20 protein-coding genes are annotated in these 18,554 nt (G+C 60.8%); 11 read left to right on the top strand and 9 right to left on the bottom strand.

Annotated features, from left to right (window positions below; genetic code table 11):
• Positions 1-386: 386 nt before the first annotated feature.
• Positions 387-569, bottom strand: coding sequence for a hypothetical protein (locus FHT79_RS12875; protein ID WP_080759892.1), 183 nt, complete (start codon positions 567-569; stop codon positions 387-389).
• 317 nt (positions 570-886) lie between these two features.
• Between FHT79_RS12875 and FHT79_RS12870 the strand changes: the two genes are divergently transcribed.
• Entirely contained in the window at positions 887-1,180 is a 294-nt protein-coding gene (locus tag FHT79_RS12870) for a DUF982 domain-containing protein (protein ID WP_047615054.1), read from the top strand.
• A 172-nt stretch (positions 1,181-1,352) separates the two neighbouring features.
• Here FHT79_RS12870 and FHT79_RS12865 read toward each other — a convergent pair whose 3' ends face one another.
• Complete coding sequence (locus tag FHT79_RS12865) at positions 1,353-2,180, bottom strand: nickel-binding protein (RefSeq protein WP_028758097.1); 828 nt, start codon at positions 2,178-2,180, stop codon at positions 1,353-1,355.
• A 462-nt stretch (positions 2,181-2,642) separates the two neighbouring features.
• On the opposite strand from FHT79_RS12865, the gene FHT79_RS32125 reads away from it, so the two are divergent.
• The 3 genes from FHT79_RS32125 to FHT79_RS12850 all read left to right on the top strand — a co-directional run bounded on the left by FHT79_RS32125 (position 2,643) and on the right by FHT79_RS12850 (position 3,472).
• Positions 2,643-2,900 (top strand): DUF982 domain-containing protein, encoded by a 258-nt coding sequence (locus FHT79_RS32125; RefSeq protein WP_028758098.1) that lies wholly within the window; start codon positions 2,643-2,645, stop codon positions 2,898-2,900.
• Between the two features lie 120 nt (positions 2,901-3,020).
• Positions 3,021-3,191 (top strand): hypothetical protein, encoded by a 171-nt coding sequence (locus FHT79_RS12855; RefSeq protein WP_164735986.1) that lies wholly within the window; start codon positions 3,021-3,023, stop codon positions 3,189-3,191.
• On the top strand, positions 3,191-3,472 hold the full coding sequence (locus FHT79_RS12850; protein WP_028758099.1) for a hypothetical protein: 282 nt from the start codon (positions 3,191-3,193) through the stop codon (positions 3,470-3,472). Before FHT79_RS12855 ends, FHT79_RS12850 begins: the two co-directional genes overlap by 1 nt.
• 173 nt (positions 3,473-3,645) lie before the next feature.
• Here the strand turns inward: FHT79_RS12850 and FHT79_RS12845 are convergent, their stop codons facing one another.
• The gene (locus FHT79_RS12845; protein WP_028758100.1) at positions 3,646-5,142 is read right to left on the bottom strand and encodes an FAD-dependent oxidoreductase; all 1,497 of its coding nucleotides are present in this window, start codon (positions 5,140-5,142) and stop codon (positions 3,646-3,648) included.
• A gap of 44 nt (positions 5,143-5,186) precedes the next feature.
• On the opposite strand from FHT79_RS12845, the gene FHT79_RS12840 reads away from it, so the two are divergent.
• Both FHT79_RS12840 and FHT79_RS12835 read left to right on the top strand, forming a co-directional pair.
• Positions 5,187-5,711 (top strand): MarR family winged helix-turn-helix transcriptional regulator, encoded by a 525-nt coding sequence (locus FHT79_RS12840; RefSeq protein WP_028758101.1) that lies wholly within the window; start codon positions 5,187-5,189, stop codon positions 5,709-5,711.
• Positions 5,712-5,821: 110 nt separating this feature from the next.
• Positions 5,822-6,298 carry a DUF2938 domain-containing protein gene (locus FHT79_RS12835; RefSeq protein ID WP_028758102.1) on the top strand — a complete coding sequence of 159 codons (477 nt, stop codon included), beginning with the start codon at positions 5,822-5,824 and terminating at the stop codon, positions 6,296-6,298.
• 187 nt (positions 6,299-6,485) lie between these two features.
• On the opposite strand, the gene FHT79_RS12830 is transcribed toward FHT79_RS12835, so the two are convergent.
• The 3 genes from FHT79_RS12830 to FHT79_RS12820 are packed head-to-tail and all read right to left on the bottom strand — an operon-like array spanning position 6,486 to position 9,480.
• A complete protein-coding gene (locus FHT79_RS12830) occupies positions 6,486-7,127 on the bottom strand; it encodes a ThuA domain-containing protein (protein WP_028758103.1) in 642 nt (213 codons plus the stop codon).
• A gap of 18 nt (positions 7,128-7,145) precedes the next feature.
• The gene (locus FHT79_RS12825) at positions 7,146-8,246 is read right to left on the bottom strand and encodes a Gfo/Idh/MocA family oxidoreductase (RefSeq protein ID WP_028758104.1); all 1,101 of its coding nucleotides are present in this window, start codon (positions 8,244-8,246) and stop codon (positions 7,146-7,148) included.
• 34 nt (positions 8,247-8,280) lie between these two features.
• Positions 8,281-9,480, bottom strand: coding sequence for an ROK family transcriptional regulator (locus FHT79_RS12820; protein ID WP_028758105.1), 1,200 nt, complete (start codon positions 9,478-9,480; stop codon positions 8,281-8,283).
• A 202-nt stretch (positions 9,481-9,682) separates the two neighbouring features.
• On the opposite strand from FHT79_RS12820, the gene FHT79_RS12815 reads away from it, so the two are divergent.
• From FHT79_RS12815 to ugpC, 4 genes are all read left to right on the top strand, one after another.
• Positions 9,683-10,987, top strand: a complete 1,305-nt coding sequence (locus tag FHT79_RS12815) for an extracellular solute-binding protein (RefSeq protein ID WP_028758106.1) — start codon at positions 9,683-9,685, stop codon at positions 10,985-10,987.
• Positions 10,988-11,068: 81 nt separating this feature from the next.
• Positions 11,069-12,007 (top strand): sugar ABC transporter permease, encoded by a 939-nt coding sequence (locus FHT79_RS12810; protein WP_097594543.1) that lies wholly within the window; start codon positions 11,069-11,071, stop codon positions 12,005-12,007.
• The gene (locus tag FHT79_RS12805; protein WP_028758108.1) at positions 12,000-12,848 is read left to right on the top strand and encodes a carbohydrate ABC transporter permease; all 849 of its coding nucleotides are present in this window, start codon (positions 12,000-12,002) and stop codon (positions 12,846-12,848) included. The genes FHT79_RS12810 and FHT79_RS12805 overlap by 8 nt, the downstream gene beginning before the upstream one ends.
• Positions 12,849-12,883: 35 nt before the next feature.
• On the top strand, positions 12,884-13,957 hold the full coding sequence (gene ugpC / locus FHT79_RS12800) for a sn-glycerol-3-phosphate ABC transporter ATP-binding protein UgpC (protein WP_028758109.1): 1,074 nt from the start codon (positions 12,884-12,886) through the stop codon (positions 13,955-13,957).
• A gap of 149 nt (positions 13,958-14,106) precedes the next feature.
• Here ugpC and kdgD read toward each other — a convergent pair whose 3' ends face one another.
• The 3 genes from kdgD to FHT79_RS12785 form a co-directional block, all read right to left on the bottom strand.
• The gene (gene kdgD / locus FHT79_RS12795) at positions 14,107-15,033 is read right to left on the bottom strand and encodes a 5-dehydro-4-deoxyglucarate dehydratase (protein ID WP_028758110.1); all 927 of its coding nucleotides are present in this window, start codon (positions 15,031-15,033) and stop codon (positions 14,107-14,109) included.
• Positions 15,034-15,063: 30 nt separating this feature from the next.
• Positions 15,064-16,038 (bottom strand): mannonate dehydratase, encoded by a 975-nt coding sequence (locus FHT79_RS12790; RefSeq protein ID WP_028758111.1) that lies wholly within the window; start codon positions 16,036-16,038, stop codon positions 15,064-15,066.
• A gap of 65 nt (positions 16,039-16,103) precedes the next feature.
• Entirely contained in the window at positions 16,104-16,814 is a 711-nt protein-coding gene (locus FHT79_RS12785) for a FadR/GntR family transcriptional regulator (RefSeq protein WP_028758112.1), read from the bottom strand.
• Between the two features lie 132 nt (positions 16,815-16,946).
• Here FHT79_RS12785 and FHT79_RS12780 point away from each other — a divergent pair, with 132 nt between their 5' ends.
• Positions 16,947-18,542, top strand: a complete 1,596-nt coding sequence (locus tag FHT79_RS12780; RefSeq protein WP_028758113.1) for an ABC transporter substrate-binding protein — start codon at positions 16,947-16,949, stop codon at positions 18,540-18,542.
• Positions 18,543-18,554: the final 12 nt, after the last annotated feature.

The following is an 18,554-nucleotide window of genomic DNA, read 5'->3' as shown; positions in this document are numbered from 1 at the left end:
AAATGCAAAAGACATTGCAGTTGCACTCGGCGGAATCGCCGGGCGGAGAAAGCGCGGTCGAGCCGCCATGTTTACATCAGCGACGATCAGCGAAAGCCGAAGAAACTCAAAATCGCGAGTACGATAACGACAGCGCCGACAAGCCAGATCAAATTGTTCATGGGGAACCGTTCTCCTGTTAAATCGAGCCAACCGTGACCCGATGACGTAATGCGGGGCGGGGCTTGCGGTTCCCTAACCATTCCGATTGCTGCAGCGCGCCTTCTCTCGCGACGCAGTCGTTCAACGGCTGTTTTCTTCCAAAGCAGGGTTCAGCAGCTGCTTGCGCCTCGGCGGTTAGACAATCTCAGCAGCGAAGCGTTGAACGAATGTCGGCCGTCTGTGCTTCAATAGCTGCACGAGCGCGCATTGCCGGGTCTGAATCCACCCGCGCAGGCAGGGTTTATCGAGCTATCGCGTTGATATTGAAAATCCTGGTTGTCGGGCCTTGCCGTCGACGTGCAGGCAGAAGTAATCGTGGATGTACCGAGCAGCGCTGCGGCGGCTACAAATGAAAGAAATCGGTTCATATGAACTTCTCCTTGCGAGATTGTCATGGTCGCAACCTATTATGCCAACACGAGCCTATACGAAAACTTCCGGCCGGCTTGATCACGCTCACTTGATCTGAAGCATTCGTTACATTGATCAATCGATCTCACTTCGTGATGCGTCGAGGCTCGATTGATGTTCAAATCTATTCTTCTTTAATCTAATCGGGCTATTCTGCCATTATGGAAGTAGTTTCAATGGCGTTTTGAGCGTGACGTAACCAATTTTGACTTGAATTAAACACGTTTTTTCAGTAAATTTATAGCATAAAAAGTATTATAAATGGGAGGATACTATGTCTTCAGCTCGGTTTGACCCGGTTTTGCTTCATCGCAAGCATTTCATCGATGAAATCACGTGCCTCGATGAAATCCTGGATTTCCTGGACGAATGGCCGGAGGACAAACGAGGTTTGGCATATGACACGCTGTTGAAGGCGTGCAGGGATACGGCCAGCGGCCGTTTCCCGCTGAGCGCCACGCGCGAGAATTTTCGGCGTTTTCTGAAAATGTCGGGCGTGCTGGCAAACGTCGAGGCTGCCCCCAAATTCGAGCGGCTGATGAACGAGCGAACTGTCGGCAATGCTTAACGAGATATAGGCTCGTCAACGGGCCTATCCCGCAGGCGAGGACGCGCCGTAACATCAGTTGCGGCGCGTTCTGGTCTCGGTATTTACGGATCTGACCATCGCCTATTTCTTGGCCACAAAGCACCGCGACAAGCACCTGTAAGAGGCAGGCGGTTGTCGGTTCTCAGCAGACTTAGGCCGCGCCCGCACTGGCCCAGTCGCATCGGAAGGCCAGCACAGGCTTCGAAAACCCTTTGAGCCGTCGGCGCGTTGCGTGACCGAAAAGATCGGCGGCGCCGTATTCCCGAAAAATATTCTCCGAGACGAGGATCTGGTCGCTGGAGGCTGCTGCGCAGAGACGCGCGGCAAGTTGCACGGTCGAGCCGAAAAGGTCATTGCTGTCCTCGACCGGTTCGCCGCAATCCAGTCCGATGCGGATATGAATCGGCTCGGCGTTTCCGCCGTTGTAACGATCGAATTCGCGCTGAATCGCCATGGCGCATTCCACCGCTGCAGCCGTCGTGGCAAAGGCCGCCATGATGCCGTCGCCGGTGTGCTTCACTTCCCGGCCTGAATTCTGGCTGAGGCACCGGCGCACGATCGCGTCATGAGCCCGGACCATTTCGGTCGCCATGCGGTCGCCGAGGCGTGATGTCATCGCGGTCGAGCCGACGATATCGGTAAACAGGATTGCCCGGTGGCCGGGATCCACGTCGACAGAGGATTGGCCGGGCGCCGGCTCAGGATCGTGAATGCGGCCGAGGAAAGCCTCGACGGCTGACAAGGCGACCTCGACGATCTCGTTGGCGACGAAGCCGTGCGCCTCGCGATGCACACATTGCGCGGTTTCCGCGTCCGGCGCATCCACCAGGCAAAAGGCGGTTCCGCGCCGCTGATCGAACCAGTAGGTGAGGAACTTGACGCCGTACCGATCCTGAATGTCGAGATCCATGCGATGCGCCCGGGCGACGTCGGCGGCTGACGTTCCCTCGAGATAGTGCCGGTCCATGAAGATAGGCATCGCGCGCTCCTCCCAGATCCGCCGCGTGAGAGATGGACGGCATTGTACGACCTGGAGGCAACTCCGTCCATCTATGGCACAGTCAAGGAATGATCATAAATGCTCTTTCTTTCAGAAAAACATGGCGTTGCTGTAAACCATTTGGAGTATAGAAAGGAGATGTTTGAGTTTTAATCAGTCAACCCTGGATGTGAACCCGATTTTTACCATAATTGATCGATTAGTGGCTGATCGCAGGACTCTGGCGGCCGTTCAGCAGGCTTCAGGCGTTTCATCTTCAAGGACGCCGGGAGATCTGGCGGGCCGGGACACCGCAGGGCCGGGAGACTGAAGGGATGGAGAGACACGTCTGTTCCAACATCAAATCCGTGCACCACGCTTCGGCTGTACCCAGCCTGGCAACGGCACGCAAATTGCATCGCACTCATAAGCTCCACCGAAATTGGGAAAAGCTGTAGCAAAGTGAGACAGACGGCACATTTTCGACCGGTCGGCTTGGCCTCGATGGGGCTCGGTCATTATGCCGTTATCAACTCTGTGTGGGACGCCGCGCGTACGCTTTTGCACGACTGGCCCGTCGATGACGGCGAAGATTATCTCGAGGCCGTCAAGTCATGCCTGGATGCGATCATCGGCGATCTCCCGCCCGACGAAGTGCGGGCGGCATTCATCCGGGCGGCGCAGGAGGCGGGCATCGCCGTCATAGAGGCTGCGGACTGAATGTTGGCCGCGCCCAAGCCGCCAGCTTGATACGCCCGTCCCGAACCCGAAATCACCCAGCGCTTGACTTCTTCGGCCAAAGTTCTATTTTAGAACAAAACAGGAACATTGGAGATGATCATGACGCATACGGAACAGGTGATCGCCAACGCCCTTGCGCTTGTCGAAGCGTCCCGCGCAGCGCGCGAGCGGGATCAGCTGCGGCGTGCCGCCTGGCAGAAGAAGGTCGAACTCAGCCGGCCGCTGCCGCCTTTGCCGCGTCCGGTTCAATTGCCGCTGGCGCTGAACTGATGCAGCCGGCAACGATCTTGGAACCCAATCGGGCAAGCACGAAACAGGCATTGTCCGACCGAGCTGGGCCTGATCAAGCCTCCTCGGATCAAGCTTGGCCCGATCAGGCTTGGGAAGTCGAAGCCGTGCTTGCCTGGCATGACGACAATGCCAAGGCGGCGATACGCTCGCTGCTCGACGACTGCAAACATCTCCGCCAGCAACTGGCGCTGGCGGAAAGCATGATGAGCCGCGGAATGGCCCGCGGTTGGACGCCGCGATACGAGCGCGACGCCCTCTGAAACGGAGGCGATCCGGAGCGGCAATCGGCCGCGTGACATGCGCCCGTTCCGAAAAACCCGCATAGGCGTACACATCCGGCTCGTCCGCGATCGCGGTGGTTTTCCCGCAGCCGGGGCTCCGCGCCGCCTGTTATCGGACCCGGCGATGACCCCGGGCCTCTTTGAATTGGCGCCTATCCCGTCAGGCCGACATTCGCGAGATAGGCCTCCAGCGCCCACACATCTGCGGAGGCGACGATGGCGCCGACATAGCCGTCCGGACGCACGAGCACCCAGTCGCCCGCTGTGGGGGCATAGGTGTCACGGAAATGGCCGCCGTCGTCTATCAGATCGCCGCCCCGCCCGATCCGGTGGATGTGCAGGCCTGTGCGCGGCGGCAAGGCGGCTTGCTCGACTTCATAACCGAGCAGCGTCCAGTGCGCGCCCTTGAACAGCTCGAACAGACGCACCGGCTGGCCGGCGGCGCCACGCATCGGCGCATCCGGCGCACGGTCGCCCGCAAGCAGGCCGCCATGTCGCTCCGGCTTTTCCAGCGCGAAGGAGGATTCGGGGTAGCCGATGTCGAGTTGATGGACCTCGCGGCCGCGCCGCATCTCGCCGCGTTTGAGAGCGTCGAGAAGACTGGTGGCGAGACCGAGCATCGTCGCTGCGACGGGGCGGCGCTCTTCCTCGTAGCTGTCGAGCAGCGCGTCGGGGGCGCCCGCTTCGACCGCCGCCAGTTTCCATCCGAGATTATAGGCGTCCTGAACGCTGGTATTGAGACCCTGTCCGCCGGTCGGCGGATGCGTATGGGCGGCATCGCCAACCAGGAAGACGCGGCCCAGCCGGTAGCGATCGGCAAGCCTTGCATTCATGTTGAAGGCCGAAGCCCATGAGACCGACTGGACCTCGATGTCGTCGCGGCCGCTGCGCTCCTTGACCAGGGCGGACAAGCCTGCCGCGGAAAGATCGACCTCGCCTTCGAGCGGGATGGGTGCCTGGATCTGGAACAGATCCGTTCCGGCGAGCGGGCAAATCGCGATTTGCCGCTGCATGTCACCTTGGCCGAAGCGATGCCATGAGTCGCGATCCAGTCCGGTTAGAAGGACATCGGCGACGATGGCGCGCACGCCGAGCGTCTTGCCGGGAAAACCGACATCGAGCGCATGGCGCACGAAGCTGCGGCCGCCGTCGGCGCCGACCAGCCAGCGCACGCGGACGGTCTCTTCGCCGGATTGACCGCTGAGCCGCGCAGTCACGCCGGCCTCATCCTGTTCGAAGCCGATGAGTTCGCTGGCGAATTCGGGCCGGTGGCCAAGCTCGAGCAGGCGCCCGCGCATCACGCCTTCGGTGAGGAACTGCGGCACCATCAGCGGAAGATGATAGGGCTCGGCCGGCGTCGGCTCCTCACCCACCACGGCGTCGGATTCGCTGAAGCTGCCGTCATCGCGATATTCCCGCTGTCGGGGATAGGCGCCGCCGAGTGCGACGATCCGGTCGAGAATGCCGAGATCCTCGAAGACCTCCTGGGTTCGCGGCTGGATGCCCTTGCCGCGGGAACCGCGGAACGGGTCGTTCAATTTCTCGATCAGGCGGAAGGATACGCCGCGCCGCGCGAGCTCGATCGCCAGCGTCAGGCCGGCCGCACCGGCGCCCGATATCAGCACGTCGACTGTCGAATTCTCTGTCATTGTTTTCTCCATATGTGTATTATGCACATAATAGGAGAATCGGCATGGCGTCAACAAAGAATGTGCAAAATACACATATAAGCGAGAAGCTGCGCGAGTTGCATGGAGCATTGATCGAGATCGTCAGCGTCATGAACCGCCCGCAGCGCGACGAGCAGATGGTCCGCGAGGCGGGCATTTCGCTCGATCGCGCCCTGTTTCCGCTGCTGGTCACGATAGAGCGGCTCGGTCCCATCGGGGTCGTCGAACTCGCCGACCGCGCCGGACGCGACTACACCACCGTCAGCCGCCAGGTCGCCAAGCTCGAAAGCCTCGATCTGGTGGAGCGCCGCGGCAGTGCCGCCGACCGGCGCGTGCGCGAGGCGGTCATCAGCCCCAAGGGCAAGGCAATGACCGATCGCATCGATGTCGCCCGCGAGCGGATCGGCCGCGCCATCTTCGAGACCTGGGACGAGCAGGACTTCAATGAACTCGTGCGGCTCATGCGGAGGTTTGCAAAGGATATCAGCGGCGATATCGGCAGCAGTGCGGGGGAAACGCAGGGCGAGGGCGGACCGCAACCGGGTTAACCTCGGAATCCTTGCTTGATGTGGCGGTGAATTCACCGGAGCCATTGCGCCGACGCGTCTGCAATGGTTTTGTAGCCTCCTGCAATCGCAACGCTTTCCGGTGATTCCCAATGTTCGATATTCTGTGGCGCGGCCTGGTGATCGGCGCCGGCGCAACCATCCTCATGGACCTCTGGGCGATCCTGCTCACCCAGTTCGGCCAGGCGGCGCCCAACTGGGCACCGGTCGGCCGATGGTTCTGGCACCTTCGCCGCGGCAAGGTCTTTCACGACAGCATCGCCGATGCCGAGCCCTATGCCAATGAACTGGCGCTCGGCTGGATCAGCCATTACGCCGTCGGCATTCTCTATGGGGTGATCTTTGCCATCATCATGGGCTCCGCCTGGTTGGCGGCCCCGACATTTCTTCCCGCCTGGATCTTCGGCATCGTCACCGTCGGGGCAGGGTGGTTCCTGCTGCAGCCGGGCCTCGGCATCGGCTGGGCCGCCTCCAAACACCCGACCCCAAACAAGGTCCGCTGCTTCAACCTGCTGGCTCATACGGTGTTTGCATTGGGGCTCTATGGGACTGCGCTGATTATTGGGTGAGCGCGGGGTCTGCTCGCCCGATGAGATCGCCGCCTGCCCCTCATCCGGCTGCCGCCACCTTCTCCCAAGGGGATATGTCGCAAACTCTCCGTTCCCCACTGGCCTCTCGCAGGGCACGTCCCCTCGCCCCGTTTACGGGGAGAGGGTTAGGGTGAGGGGCTGCGTCTCGGGTCCAAACCGGACAACCTTACCGCGCCGCCCAGTTGGCGCCGCGGCGGAAGATGGTCTTCATCTGGGGCACGTCGAACTCCTTGGCCTGATGGCCGAGCGAGGAATAGAAGACGCGGCCCTTGCCGTATTTCCGTTTCCAGACGACCGGCATGACGACGCCGTCGATCCAGTAGGCGTGCTCGCCGGTGAATTTCGTCGTCGCCAGAACCTCGTTCGAGGGGTCGACATGCATGTAATATTGCTCTGACGTATAAGGGAAATCGGCGATCCCTTCGACGAGAGGGTCGTCGGGTCGGGTGATGTTGACGGTATAGTCGATGATGTTGCCGGGGTGAGCCACCCACTGGCCGCCGATGATGAACTGATAGTCGACGGAATCGCGGAAGGCATCGCCCGCACCGCCGTGATAGCCGGCAATGCCGACGCCGCTTTCGATTGCCGCGGCGAGGTTCTTCACCTCCTCCTTCTCGATCTTCGACATCGTCATGATCGGCACGACGAGGCTGAGATCATGGACGGAAGGATCGGCAAGAGCCTCGGTGCCGTGTTCGAGATAGACCTTGAAACCGTCTTCCTCGAGCATGGTCTTGATGATTTCGGCGCATTCCTGCGGCTCATGCCCGCTCCAGCCGCCCCAGACGATCAGTGCTTCACGCATAGTCTTTCCTCCTGAAACTTATTTCGCCAGTCGTCCGTCGACGATGGAATCGGACAAGGGGGCAGGGCGCTCCGTTGCCGTGGTGATCACCACTGTCCGGCCGGTCGCGGCTGCGGTATGGAACGCTTCCATGACTTCGAGCACATGCAGCGCCAGATCGCCATTGGCCCGATGCGGCCGGTTGGAGCGGATCGCATGCGCCATGTCGGCGACGCCGAGCGAGCGATAATTGCCGTCGGCATAAGGCGCTGTGACCGGCTGGTCCTCGAACGAACCACCCTTCTTCAGATATTCCACCGGGCCGGCGAACTTGTTCGGATCGGGCACAAGAAGCGTGCCCTCCGTTCCGTAGATTTCGAGCGGCACATGCTTGTGGCCGGCGACATCGAAGCTCATGGCGATCTGGACGACGGCGCCGTTGGCAAAAGCCATCATGCCGGCAACATGGGTCGGCACATGCACGGGAATGCGCTCGCCATTGCGCGGTTCGCTTGATATGAGCCGTTCCGATCGCGGCGTCGTCGCAAAGCCTGCAACCTGCGCAACAGGTCCGAGAAGATTGACGAGATCGGTGATGTAATAGGGGCCCATGTCGAGCATCGGCCCGCCGCCGACTTCGTAAAAGAAGGCCGGGTTCGGATGCCAGCGCTCATGGCCCGGGCACATGAAGGTGGCTGAGCCGCCGACCGGCTGGCCGATGACGCCCTGGTCGATCAAGGCGCGGGCCGTCTGGTGGCCGCCACCGAGGAAGGTGTCGGGAGCAGCGCCGATGCGCAGATTCCTGGCCTTGGCGGCCTCCGCCAATTTTTTCCCTTCCGCGAAATTAATCCCGAGCGGCTTTTCCGAATAGGTGTGCTTGCCGGCCTCGAGCGCCTGCAACGCCACCGCAACATGGGCCTTCGGGATCGTCAGGTTGACAATGATCTCGACCTTGGGGTCGGCGAAAAGCTCCTCGACCGATTTGACGGGAACGTTGAATTCCGCGGCTTTTGCTTCCGCCAGCTCCCGGTTGAGATCGGCGACGCCGCGGATGTCCAGGATAGGGAAGGACGCCATCGCCGTGAGATAGGCGCCAGAAATATTGCCGCATCCGATGATGCCGATACCGACTTTGTCCATGAATTCCTCCATTCAATCTTGATTGTGCCGCCCGTCAGAGCGCCGGCCCTGTCGTGTTCCAGGGCGATTCGTAGAGTTCGTAGAGCGCCACCGCAGCCGCACCCTGCGCCCAGAAATCATCGCTCGAATCGTCGAAGACGAGTTCGCTCACGCCGCGCAGCGACGGCGGAATGGCGAGCGCATAGGCATCGCGCAGGCTGTTGAGGAAGGGTTCGCCGAGCGCCAGGCTCGATCCCACAAGAATGACCCGCGGCGGCGCAAACAGCGTGACGATATTGGCAATCGTCAATCCGACCGCTTCGCCGGCGCGGATGGCGGCGCTGATCAGCCGGTCGTCATCGGCCTTGATCAGGGCCTGGGCATGGTTCATGCCGCGACCGAGGCGGATCGCTTCGGCAAAACGCCCGTCGGCCTGCTGTTCGCCGAGGATGGCACTTTCGCCGGCCTGGCTGAAAAGCCGCACGACGCCATTTGGCCCCATGCCGAGCACGAGGTCGCCGAGATTGTGGCTGAGACCGCCGGCGCCGCGAAACAGGCTGTTGCCGTGCAACACGCCGAGCCCCAGCGTCTGTTCCAGCGAAATCAGCACCATATCCTCGAGATCGCGTGCCTTGCCGAACCAGTGATGGCCAAGCGTGATGGCATGGGCGTCACTTTCGACAATGGTCGGCGTCGAAAGCCGCGCCGACATCTCGGCGGCGAAATCGACATTGGTGTCGCGAAAGATCGGGCTGCTTCTGATGTAGCCGGTGCGGTGCTCGATGACGCCGGGAAAGCCGAGGCAGACGCTGTCAACATCCTCCAGCGACAGCCCGGCATCGACGACGCAGCGCCTCACTCCATCCTCGACCAGATCGGCGATGACGCCGATCGGCTGCCGGTCGATGCGGATCGGCAGAGCGAGCTTCGACAGCACGTCGCCGCGGAAATTGGTGACGACGAAGACCATCCGGTTGGCGGCGATCTTGGCGCCCACCACGCGGGCTGCATCGGGATTGAGTTCCAGCATCACCCGCGGGCGCCCACGCACAGCCTCGTTGCGGATATCGCCTTCATGACGCGGCAGGATCAGCCCGTCGTCGAGCAGCGAGGCGGTGATGGCGGAAACGGTCGTGGTGGAGAGTTCGGTGCGCTCGCTGATCTCGATACGCGAGATCGGACCATGGCGCCGGACGGTATCGAGCACGTTCAAGCGATTGATCGCGCGCATTAATTCTGGATCTGCGGTCTTCATTGGGTCTAGCCAGGCGATCGTTTCGTTGGGTCGGGACCCAAATATTTTTAACGGGTTACGAAATAAATAGCGGGCAATTCGGCGGCTCTGTCAAGCGCATTTGATAAAAATACAGGCATTGGGTTGACATTGCGTCAAAGCTCCGTTGAATTAATCCGCATAGGGGAAAAATTGTGAGGACAGGCCCCTGGGAGGAAAAATCATGAATTTTATGTTGAAGAGCGCCGGTCTCGGCGGCAGACGCATCGCATCCATGGCCGCGGCCGCCGGCATGTTGCTGGCCGGGGCAGGTGCGGCCTCGGCGACGACGGTGGTCAAGTGGCTGCATCTCGAGCTCGACCCCAAATACGTCGCGGCCTGGGAAGACATCGTCAAGAAATACGAAGCCCAGCATCCCGACGTCGACATCCAGATGCAGTTTCTCGAAAACGAGGCCTTCAAGGCCAAGCTGCCGACCTTGCTGCAGTCCGACGACGTGCCGGATTTCTTCTTCAGCTGGGGCGGCGGCGTCCTGAAGCAGCAATCCGAGACCGGCGCGCTCCAGGATGTGACAGCGGCACTCGATGCCGATGGCGGCAAGCTGCGCAGCGCTTATAGCCCGGCTTCGGTCAGCGGCCTGACATTCGACGGCAAGACCTGGGCCATTCCCTACAAGGTCGGCCTGGTCAGCTTTTTCTACAACAAGGAACTGTTCGCCAAGGCCGGGGTGAAGGCCGAGGACATCAAGAACTGGGCTGATTTTCTGGACACGGTGAAGAAGATCAAGGCGGCCGGCATCGTGCCGATCGCCGGCGGCGGCGGTGAGAAGTGGCCGATCCACTTCTACTGGAGCTATCTCGTCATGCGCGAAGGCGGCCAGAAGGTCTTCGAAGCGGCCAAGACGGGACAGGGAGAAGGTTTCCTCGATCCGGCGATCATCAAGGCTGGTGACGATCTTGCCGAACTCGGAAAGCTCGAACCTTTCCAGCCCGGCTATCTCGGTTCGACCTGGCCGCAGGCGCTCGGGGTTTTCGGTGACGGCAAGGCAGCGATCATCCTCGGCTTTGAAAATACCGAGGCCAATCAGCGCAAGAATGCCGGCGACGGCAAGGGCCTCGCACCCGACAATATCGGCCGTTTCGCCTTCCCGGCGGTCGATGGCGGCGCCGGTAAGCCGACCGATACGCTCGGCGGTCTGAACGGCTGGGCCGTCACCAAGAAGGCCTCCAAGGAAGCGATCGATTTCCTCGCTTTCCTGACGAGTGCCGACAACGAGCGGGCGATGGCCAAGGCCGGCATGTTGCTGCCCGTTGCCGTCGGCGCCGGTGACGGCGTCACCAACCCGCTGCTTGCCGAATCGGCAAAACAGCTTGCCGGCTCGACCTGGCATCAGAACTATTTCGACCAGGATCTCGGCGCGGCCGTTGGCCGTGTTGTCAACGACGTGTCGGTGGAAATCGTCTCCGGTCAGATGAATTCCAAGGACGGCGCCCAGATGATCCAGGACGCTTTCGAACTGGAACAATAACCAGCGCCTGCAGATCCTCCCGGCGCTCCTGTTGAAAGCGGGCGCCGGGATTGCTGCCGACGAGATGCGAAAGCAGGAACCATGGCCAATATCTCAGTCCCATCGATAACGACGGCCGCAAGGCCGGCAAGAAAAGCCGCAAACAGCAGGAGTTCGGTCGCCCATGACCGGCTGACGGTGCTTTTGATCTTTTTGCCGCCGGCGCTGCTGCTTTTCACCCTCTTCGTCATCATGCCGATGGGCGAGGCGGCCTGGTACAGCCTCTACAAGTGGAATGGTTACGGCACGCCGACCGAGTTCATCGCGCTGCGCAATTTCCAGGTTCTGTTTCGAAATGCGGCTTTCACCCAGGCGTTGGTCAATAACGGCCTGATCATCGTCATCTCGATCTGCATCCAGGTGCCGCTGGCCATCTGGCTGGCGACCATGCTGGCGCACCGCATTCCGGGTGTCGTCGGCTTCCGCCTGATCTTCTTCCTGCCCTATGTGCTGGCAGACGTTGCCGCAGGCCTTATCTGGCGCTTCGTCTATGATGGCGACTATGGCCTGTTTGCCGCCGTTTCCAACTTCTTCGGCTTCGCCAACCCTTACGTGCTCGCCGACAAGGACGTGGCGATCTATGCCGTGCTTGGGGTCATCGTCTGGAAATATTTCGGCTTCCACATGATGCTGTTCATCGCCGGCTTGCAATCCGTCGACAAAAGCGTGCTGGAGGCCGCCGAAATCGACGGCGCCACCGGCTGGCAGAAGTTCCGCTACGTCACCCTGCCGCTGCTCGGCTCGACCTTGCGTCTTTCGATCTTCTTTGCCGTCGTCGGCTCGCTGCAGCTCTTCGACATGATCATGCCGCTGACCGGCGGCGGGCCGTCCAACTCCACCCAGACGATGGTCACCTTCCTCTACACCTATGGCGTCATGCGCATGCAGGTCGGCCTCGGCAGCGCCGTCGGTGTCGTGCTCTTCGTCATCTGCGTGACGCTCGCCTTCGGTTACAAAAGGATTTTCATGCGCCATGACTGATATGAGCTCTTCCATCCCCATGAGCACGTCCACGCGCGTCTATCTCTACGTGTCGCTGAGCCTGATTGCCGCAATCGTGCTGGTGCCGCTGCTGACGACCGCACTCGGCGGCTTCAAGACGCTGGGTGACCTGCGCACCAATCCCTTCGGCCTGCCGACGGAGTGGCAATGGGCGAACTATACCGATATTCTTTTCGGTGAGCGCTACTGGCTGCAGATCGGCAATTCGCTTGTGATCGCCGCACTCACCGTGCTTTTGACGCTGATCGTCTCGTCCATGGCAGCCTTCGCCTTTGCCCATGTCCGGTTCTTCGGCTCGTCGTTCCTGCTTAATTACTTCCTGCTCGGACTGATGTTTCCGGCGGCAACCGCGATCCTGCCGCTCTTCATCCGCATCCGCGACCTCGGCCTGCTCGACACCTATTGGGGCGTGGTGCTGCCGCAGGTGGCCTTCGGCCTCGGCATGAGCATCCTCTTGTTTCGAAACTACTTCCGCAATCTTCCGGAAGAATTGTTTCAGGCGGCCTTTGTCGACGGCTGCGGTTATCTCCGCTTCTTCTGGCATATCTCGCTGCCGCTTTCCCGCCCGATCGTCGCCACCGTCAGTATCATTTCCTTCGTCGGCAGCTGGAACAGCTACATCCTGCCGTTGATCATGCTGAACTCGGAATCCAAATATCCCTGGCCGCTCGGCATCATGGTCTATCGCGGCGAATACGGCACGGAATGGCAGCTGGTGCTGGCCTTCATCACCCTGACCATCCTTCCCACAATCATCGTCTTTTTCGTCGCCCAGAAACACATCATCGCCGGCTTGACCGCCGGCGCCGTCAAGTCCTGAGCCGAACCATTGCCCAAACCATTGGAGCTGCAATCATGGCATCCGTTCAACTCACCGATATCAGCAAGACCTATGGCGCCGTCGACGTCATCCACGGCATCTCGCTTGATATAGAGGATGGGGAATTCGTAGCACTCGTCGGGCCGTCCGGTTGCGGAAAATCGACGCTGCTGCGGATGATTGCCGGCCTCGAAGAGATCACCGATGGTGAGATCGCGATCGGCGGCAAGGTCGTCAACGCCATGACGCCGCGCGAACGCAACATCGCCATGGTTTTTCAGTCCTATGCGCTCTATCCGCACATGACCGTGGCGGAAAACATGGGCTTCAATCTGAAGCTCGCCGGCGTTGCGAAACCCCAGATCGAGCTCCGCGTCGCCGAAGCCGCCCGCATGCTGGATCTCGCCGAACTCCTCGACCGTAAGCCCGCCCAGCTTTCCGGTGGCCAGCGCCAGCGCGTCGCCATGGGCCGCGCCGTCGTGCGCAATCCCGCCGTCTTCCTGTTCGACGAGCCGCTCTCCAACCTCGATGCCAAGCTGCGCGTGCAGATGCGCTCGGAAATCAAGACGCTGCACCAGAAGGTCAGGACGACCTCGATCTATGTCACCCATGACCAGATCGAAGCGATGACGCTGGCCGACCGCATCGTCGTGCTCAATCAGGGCAGGGTGGAGCAGCAGGGCACACCGCTCGAACTTTACAGGAAGCCGGCCAATCTCTTCGTCGCCGCCTTCATCGGATCGCCGGCGATGAACATGCTGGATGGCACCGTGGACGGCGAAAACGGTGAACCCGCCGCCCGTCTCGAGGACGGCACGGCAATCCGCATCGCCCCCGACCGCAAGGTCAGGCCCGGCCAGGCCATCACCATCGGCCTGCGCCCCGAACATCTCGTTCCCGGCATATCAGCCGGCACGCCGCTCGCCGGCCGCACGATGCTGGTGGAACCCACCGGCGCCCAGACCCATGTCGTCTTCGACCTCGCCGGCCAGCAGGTGACCGCCATCGTCGACGGCGAATATCCCGCCCGTTACGGCGCCGTCTTCGAGGCGAGTATTACGAGTGACCAAGTGCATGTCTTCGATCGCGGCACTGGTGTGGCGCTGTAGCGAATCCTCGGCCCAGGAGACCGCCGATAGCAGCCCCTTGCATGTTCAATTTGCGCTGATTGTTGGATGATCGGTCCGCACTCCGGCGGATGGCGATCCGTCGGAGTGCGGACGGCCGGGACGTCCCGGCCGCCTGCTGCCGCGATATATTATTCCGCCGCAATCCGTTCGACGCCGTTGGCCTGGACGATCTTCTCCAGCAGCGCGAGCTCGTCCGGGGTGAGATCCGTCAGAGGCGGGCGCACAGGCCCCGGATTCTGCCCGAGCACCCGGAGGCCGGCCTTGATGATCGAGACGGCGTATCCCTTTTTGCGGTTGCGCAAGGCGACGAAGGGGAAGAAGAAGCTCTTCAGGATCTCGTCGACGGTCGCCTGATCGCCGGTGCGCAAGGCGCCGTAAAAGCGTTGGGCCAGTGCAGGCACGAAGTTGAAGACCGCGGACGAATAGGTCGTCACGCCGGCGGCAAAATAGGCTTGGGCATAGACCTCATGGGTCGGCATGCCGCCGACATAGACGAGACGGTCGCCGAGCAGGGTGGTGATCTCAATGACCTTGTCGACATCGCCGACGCCGTCCTTGAAGCCGATCAGGTTCGGGCATTCCTCCGCCAGGCGGGAAATGCTTTCGGCCGAAAGAATGGCGTTGTCGCGGTTATAGACGATGACGCCGATGCCGACCGACTGGCAGACCGCCTTGACGTGGGCAATCAACCCGGCCTGTTCGGCAAACATCAGATAGGGCGGCAACAGCAGCAATCCGTCCGCGCCGGCCTTCTCGGCCGCCTTTGCGATCTCGATCGCCAGCGACGTGCCATAGCCGGTTCCCGAGATGATCGGCGTCTTGCCCGCCGACGCCTTGGCGGCCCGGACGACCTGTGGAATCTCGGCGGGATTGAGGGAGAAGAACTCACCGGTGCCGCCGGCGGCAAACAGCGCGGCCGCGTCATATCCTGCAAGCCACTCGACATGACGGCGGTACTTGGCTTCGTCGAATTTGAGTTGATCGTCGAAATGCGTCACCGGAAACGAGAGGAGACCACTGCCGACGGCCTTCTTCAATTCAATCGGGTTCATCATGAATTCCTATTCTTGACCTGTTGAAAATTGTCAGGCGCTTTCGAGCGCTTGCAGAAGTGCCGCGATATAGCCGTAGCAGAAGGCAAAGGCGGTGGCGGAGGGGTCCTTGCCGCTGACGGTCGGCACATGGTCCGGCATCAGCATGTATTTGAAGCCGACTTCCTTGTAGATCCTGACCGAGCGGACCATGTCCATGTCGCCCTCGTCCGGGAAGGTCTCCATGAACGAAAGCTTGCCGCCGCGAATGTTGCGGAAGTGAACATTGAAGATCTTGCCGCGTTGGCCGAACCAGCGAATGATGTCGTCGATTTCTTCGCCCGGATTTTCGAGCATCTCGCCGACTGAGCCCTGGCAGAAATTGAGGCCGTGATACGGGTTTTCCCGCATCAGCACGAATTTCTTCAGGCCTTCCACCGTACCCAGCACCCGCGTGACGCCGCGGTAGCCCGGCGGCGTATAGGGATCGTGCGGATGGCAGGCGAGCCTGACGCGATTGCTTTCGGCCACCGGAACGACGCGTTCGAGGAAATAGTCGATCCGCTCCCAGTTTTCGTCTTCGGAGAGAACGCCGGCAAGGCCGGGCGCGGCCTGCTGGTCCGTCTTCTCCCAGCGGAAGCTGGCGTTCAGCGAGCCGCCGCGTCCCGGTTCGTCCGGCGTGCGCGGAATGCCGATCAGGTTGAGATTATATTTGACGGCGGGAATGCCGGCCGCCGCGACATTCTCGATCATCTTGCAGACGGCGTCGATCTGCCGGTCGCGATCAGGTCCGGCGAGCAGGATATCGGGATAGGACGCCTTCTCGATCGGCTGCGAGGGCAGGGGCAACTGGATCATGTCGAGGATCAGGCCGAAGCTCTCGACCTTGTCGCGATGCCGCTCGATGTCGGAGAGTGTCCAGCTGCTCGGCTTTCCCGGCGGGTCGGCACTGATATGCTTCACGCCCAGTTGCGCGAAGATGCGATAATCGTCGTCATCCCGCGCGGCCACCTGTGTTCCCAGATACATTTGAGTCTCTCTCGAAATTGCACAATGTCATATGACATAATATGAATTTCGGAGAGTGTCGAGCCCTATTGCTGTTCGGCGAGCATGCGGTAGCGGCGTTGGCTGGCCATCAGATGCGCGCGCATCGCCTGGCGGGCGCGTTCCGGATCCTGATCGGCGATGGCCGACAGGATTTCGACATGTTCGGCATAAACCTTTTGGAGATAGTCGCGGTCATTGGCCTCGGGCAGCGTCGGAAACTGTCCGCGAGGGATGGCCCGGGCGCCGAAATGGCGCAGCACGTCGACATAGAATCGGTTGTTGGTGGCAGCCGCAATCGCCATGTGGAAGGCGTAATCCGCCTCCACGGTCTGCTGTCCGGTTTCGATGAGTTGCGCCATTTTGCGGTTGGCATCGCGGATCGCCGCCTCCTGCTCGGCTGTGCGGCGATAGGCGGCGATTGCGGCCGCTTCACCTTCGGCGGCCATGCGAAACTCCAGCAATTCCAGGGTTTCCGGGATGCTTTTGATTTCCACCGGCGTCAGTGACAGGACCGAATGCGTCTTCGGATCCGCGACAAAGACGCCTTTGCCCTGGATCGGCTTGACGAAGCCTGCTGCCCTCAGATCGGCAATCGCCTCGCGCACCACGGTGCGGCTGACGCCGAATGTCGATTCGAGCTGCGGCTCGGTCGGCAGCTGGTCGCCGACCCGCAGCTTCCCCGTCTCGATCTGTGTCCGCAGTTGATCGATGACCTGCTGCGCCAGTCTTTGCCGACCACGGCCGAGTGTTGTCATAGTCCGTTCCCCAATCCCTCTGCATCAAGTCTCCCGCTCGGGTCTTGCAAATCATATCAGACTTCGATAAATCATAATACGACATACGGGCGACATAATATGTCTCTTATAGTAGTCTAGGGAGGACTGACAATGAAGCATTTTTCTAAGGGCTTGTTCGTCGGCGCCGTGATCGGCGCCCTGACGATATCAGCACCGCAGCTATACGCCGCCACGCCGAAGGACCAGCTGGTGATCGGGACATCGCTGGCGCAGGTTCTGTCCCTCGACCCGCATCAGGCGACCGAGGGAAAAGCGGTCGAGATCATGTCGAATCTCTACGACCGGCTGGTCAACAGCACGCCGGATGGCAAGATCGTGCCGCAGCTGGCCGAAAGCTGGAAAGTTGACGACAAGGGCATCACCTTCACGTTGCGCCAAGCCAATTTCGCCACCGGCAATCCGGTAACGTCAAAAGATGTCGTCTATTCGCTGGGACGGCTCTTGAAGCTCGACCAGGCAGCCGCCGCCAACCTCAAGCGCATCGGCTATGACAAGGACAATATCGACAAGCTCGTCACGGCAGTCGACGACAAGACGGTCCGCGTCGATTTTTCCGGCCAGGTGACGGCCGAGATGCTGCTCTACCGGCTCACGACCTCGACCACCAGCGTCGTCGATAGCGTCGAAGTGCAGAAGCATGTCGCCGACAATGACTGGGGAAATGCCTGGATGCGCACGCATTCGGCCGGCTCCGGTCCGTTCACGCTCAATCGCTGGTCTCCGAACGAACTTGTTATTCTCGACGCCAACAAGGATTATGTGGCCGGCGCGCCGAAGATGAAGCGCGTCATCGTTCGGCATGTTCCGGAAAGCCAGGTCGAACGGCTGATGCTCGAACGCGGCGATATCGATATCGCCAGCGCGCTGACCGCATCCGATCTCGCGACCTTCAAGGACAAGCAGGGCTTTACGATCCAGCGGATTCCGACAGGCGGATTCTACGTGCTGTCGATGAATGCCGGCAACCAATACCTTTCCAACCCCAAGGTCCGCGAGGCCATTGCCTACGGCATCGACTATAAGGGCATCGAGAAGACGATCATGGGTCCTTACGGGCGGGCGAGAAACGTTCCCGTTCCGGAGAATTTCGAATATGCGATCGCCAATCCCGATTGGCATCTCGACGTCGAAAAGTCCAAGCAACTGTTGGCCGAAGCGGGGTTCAAGGACGGATTCTCGCTGACGCTGAAGACGATCGCGCAGACGCCGCGCATCGATCTTGCCACGGCCATCCAGGCATCGCTTGCCCAGGTCGGCATCAAGATCGATATCCAGCAGGGCAACGGCTCGGAAATCATCGCCGCCCACCGCGCCCGGGATTTCGATCTGCTGATCCCGCAGACGAGCGCCTATATGCCGAACGTGCTCGGCTCGATGGAGCAGTTCTCGTCCAATCCCGACAACTCGAAGGAAGCCAACAATGCCGGCAACTTCGTCTGGCGTTCGGCCTGGGACATTCCCGAACTGACGGCCCTGACCGCCAAGGCATCGATGGAGCCGGACCCGAAGAAGCGCGGCGAACTCTACGTGCAGATGCAGAAGATGTTCGTCGAACAGAAGCCGGCCGTGCTGCCGATGTTCGAGCGCTTCGAGCCGATCGTCCTGTCGAGCAAGGTCCAGGGATATATCGGGCATCCGACCCAGCTGACGCGTCTCGAGAACGTCACGAAGTCTGAAACCCAGTAATACTCCGGAGGC

The sequence above is a fragment of the Rhizobium sp. BK212 genome, assembly GCF_014197475.1.
Taxonomy (GTDB): Bacteria; Pseudomonadota; Alphaproteobacteria; order Rhizobiales; family Rhizobiaceae; genus Rhizobium; species Rhizobium anhuiense.
This window is presented reverse-complemented; position numbering and strand designations above follow the sequence as displayed.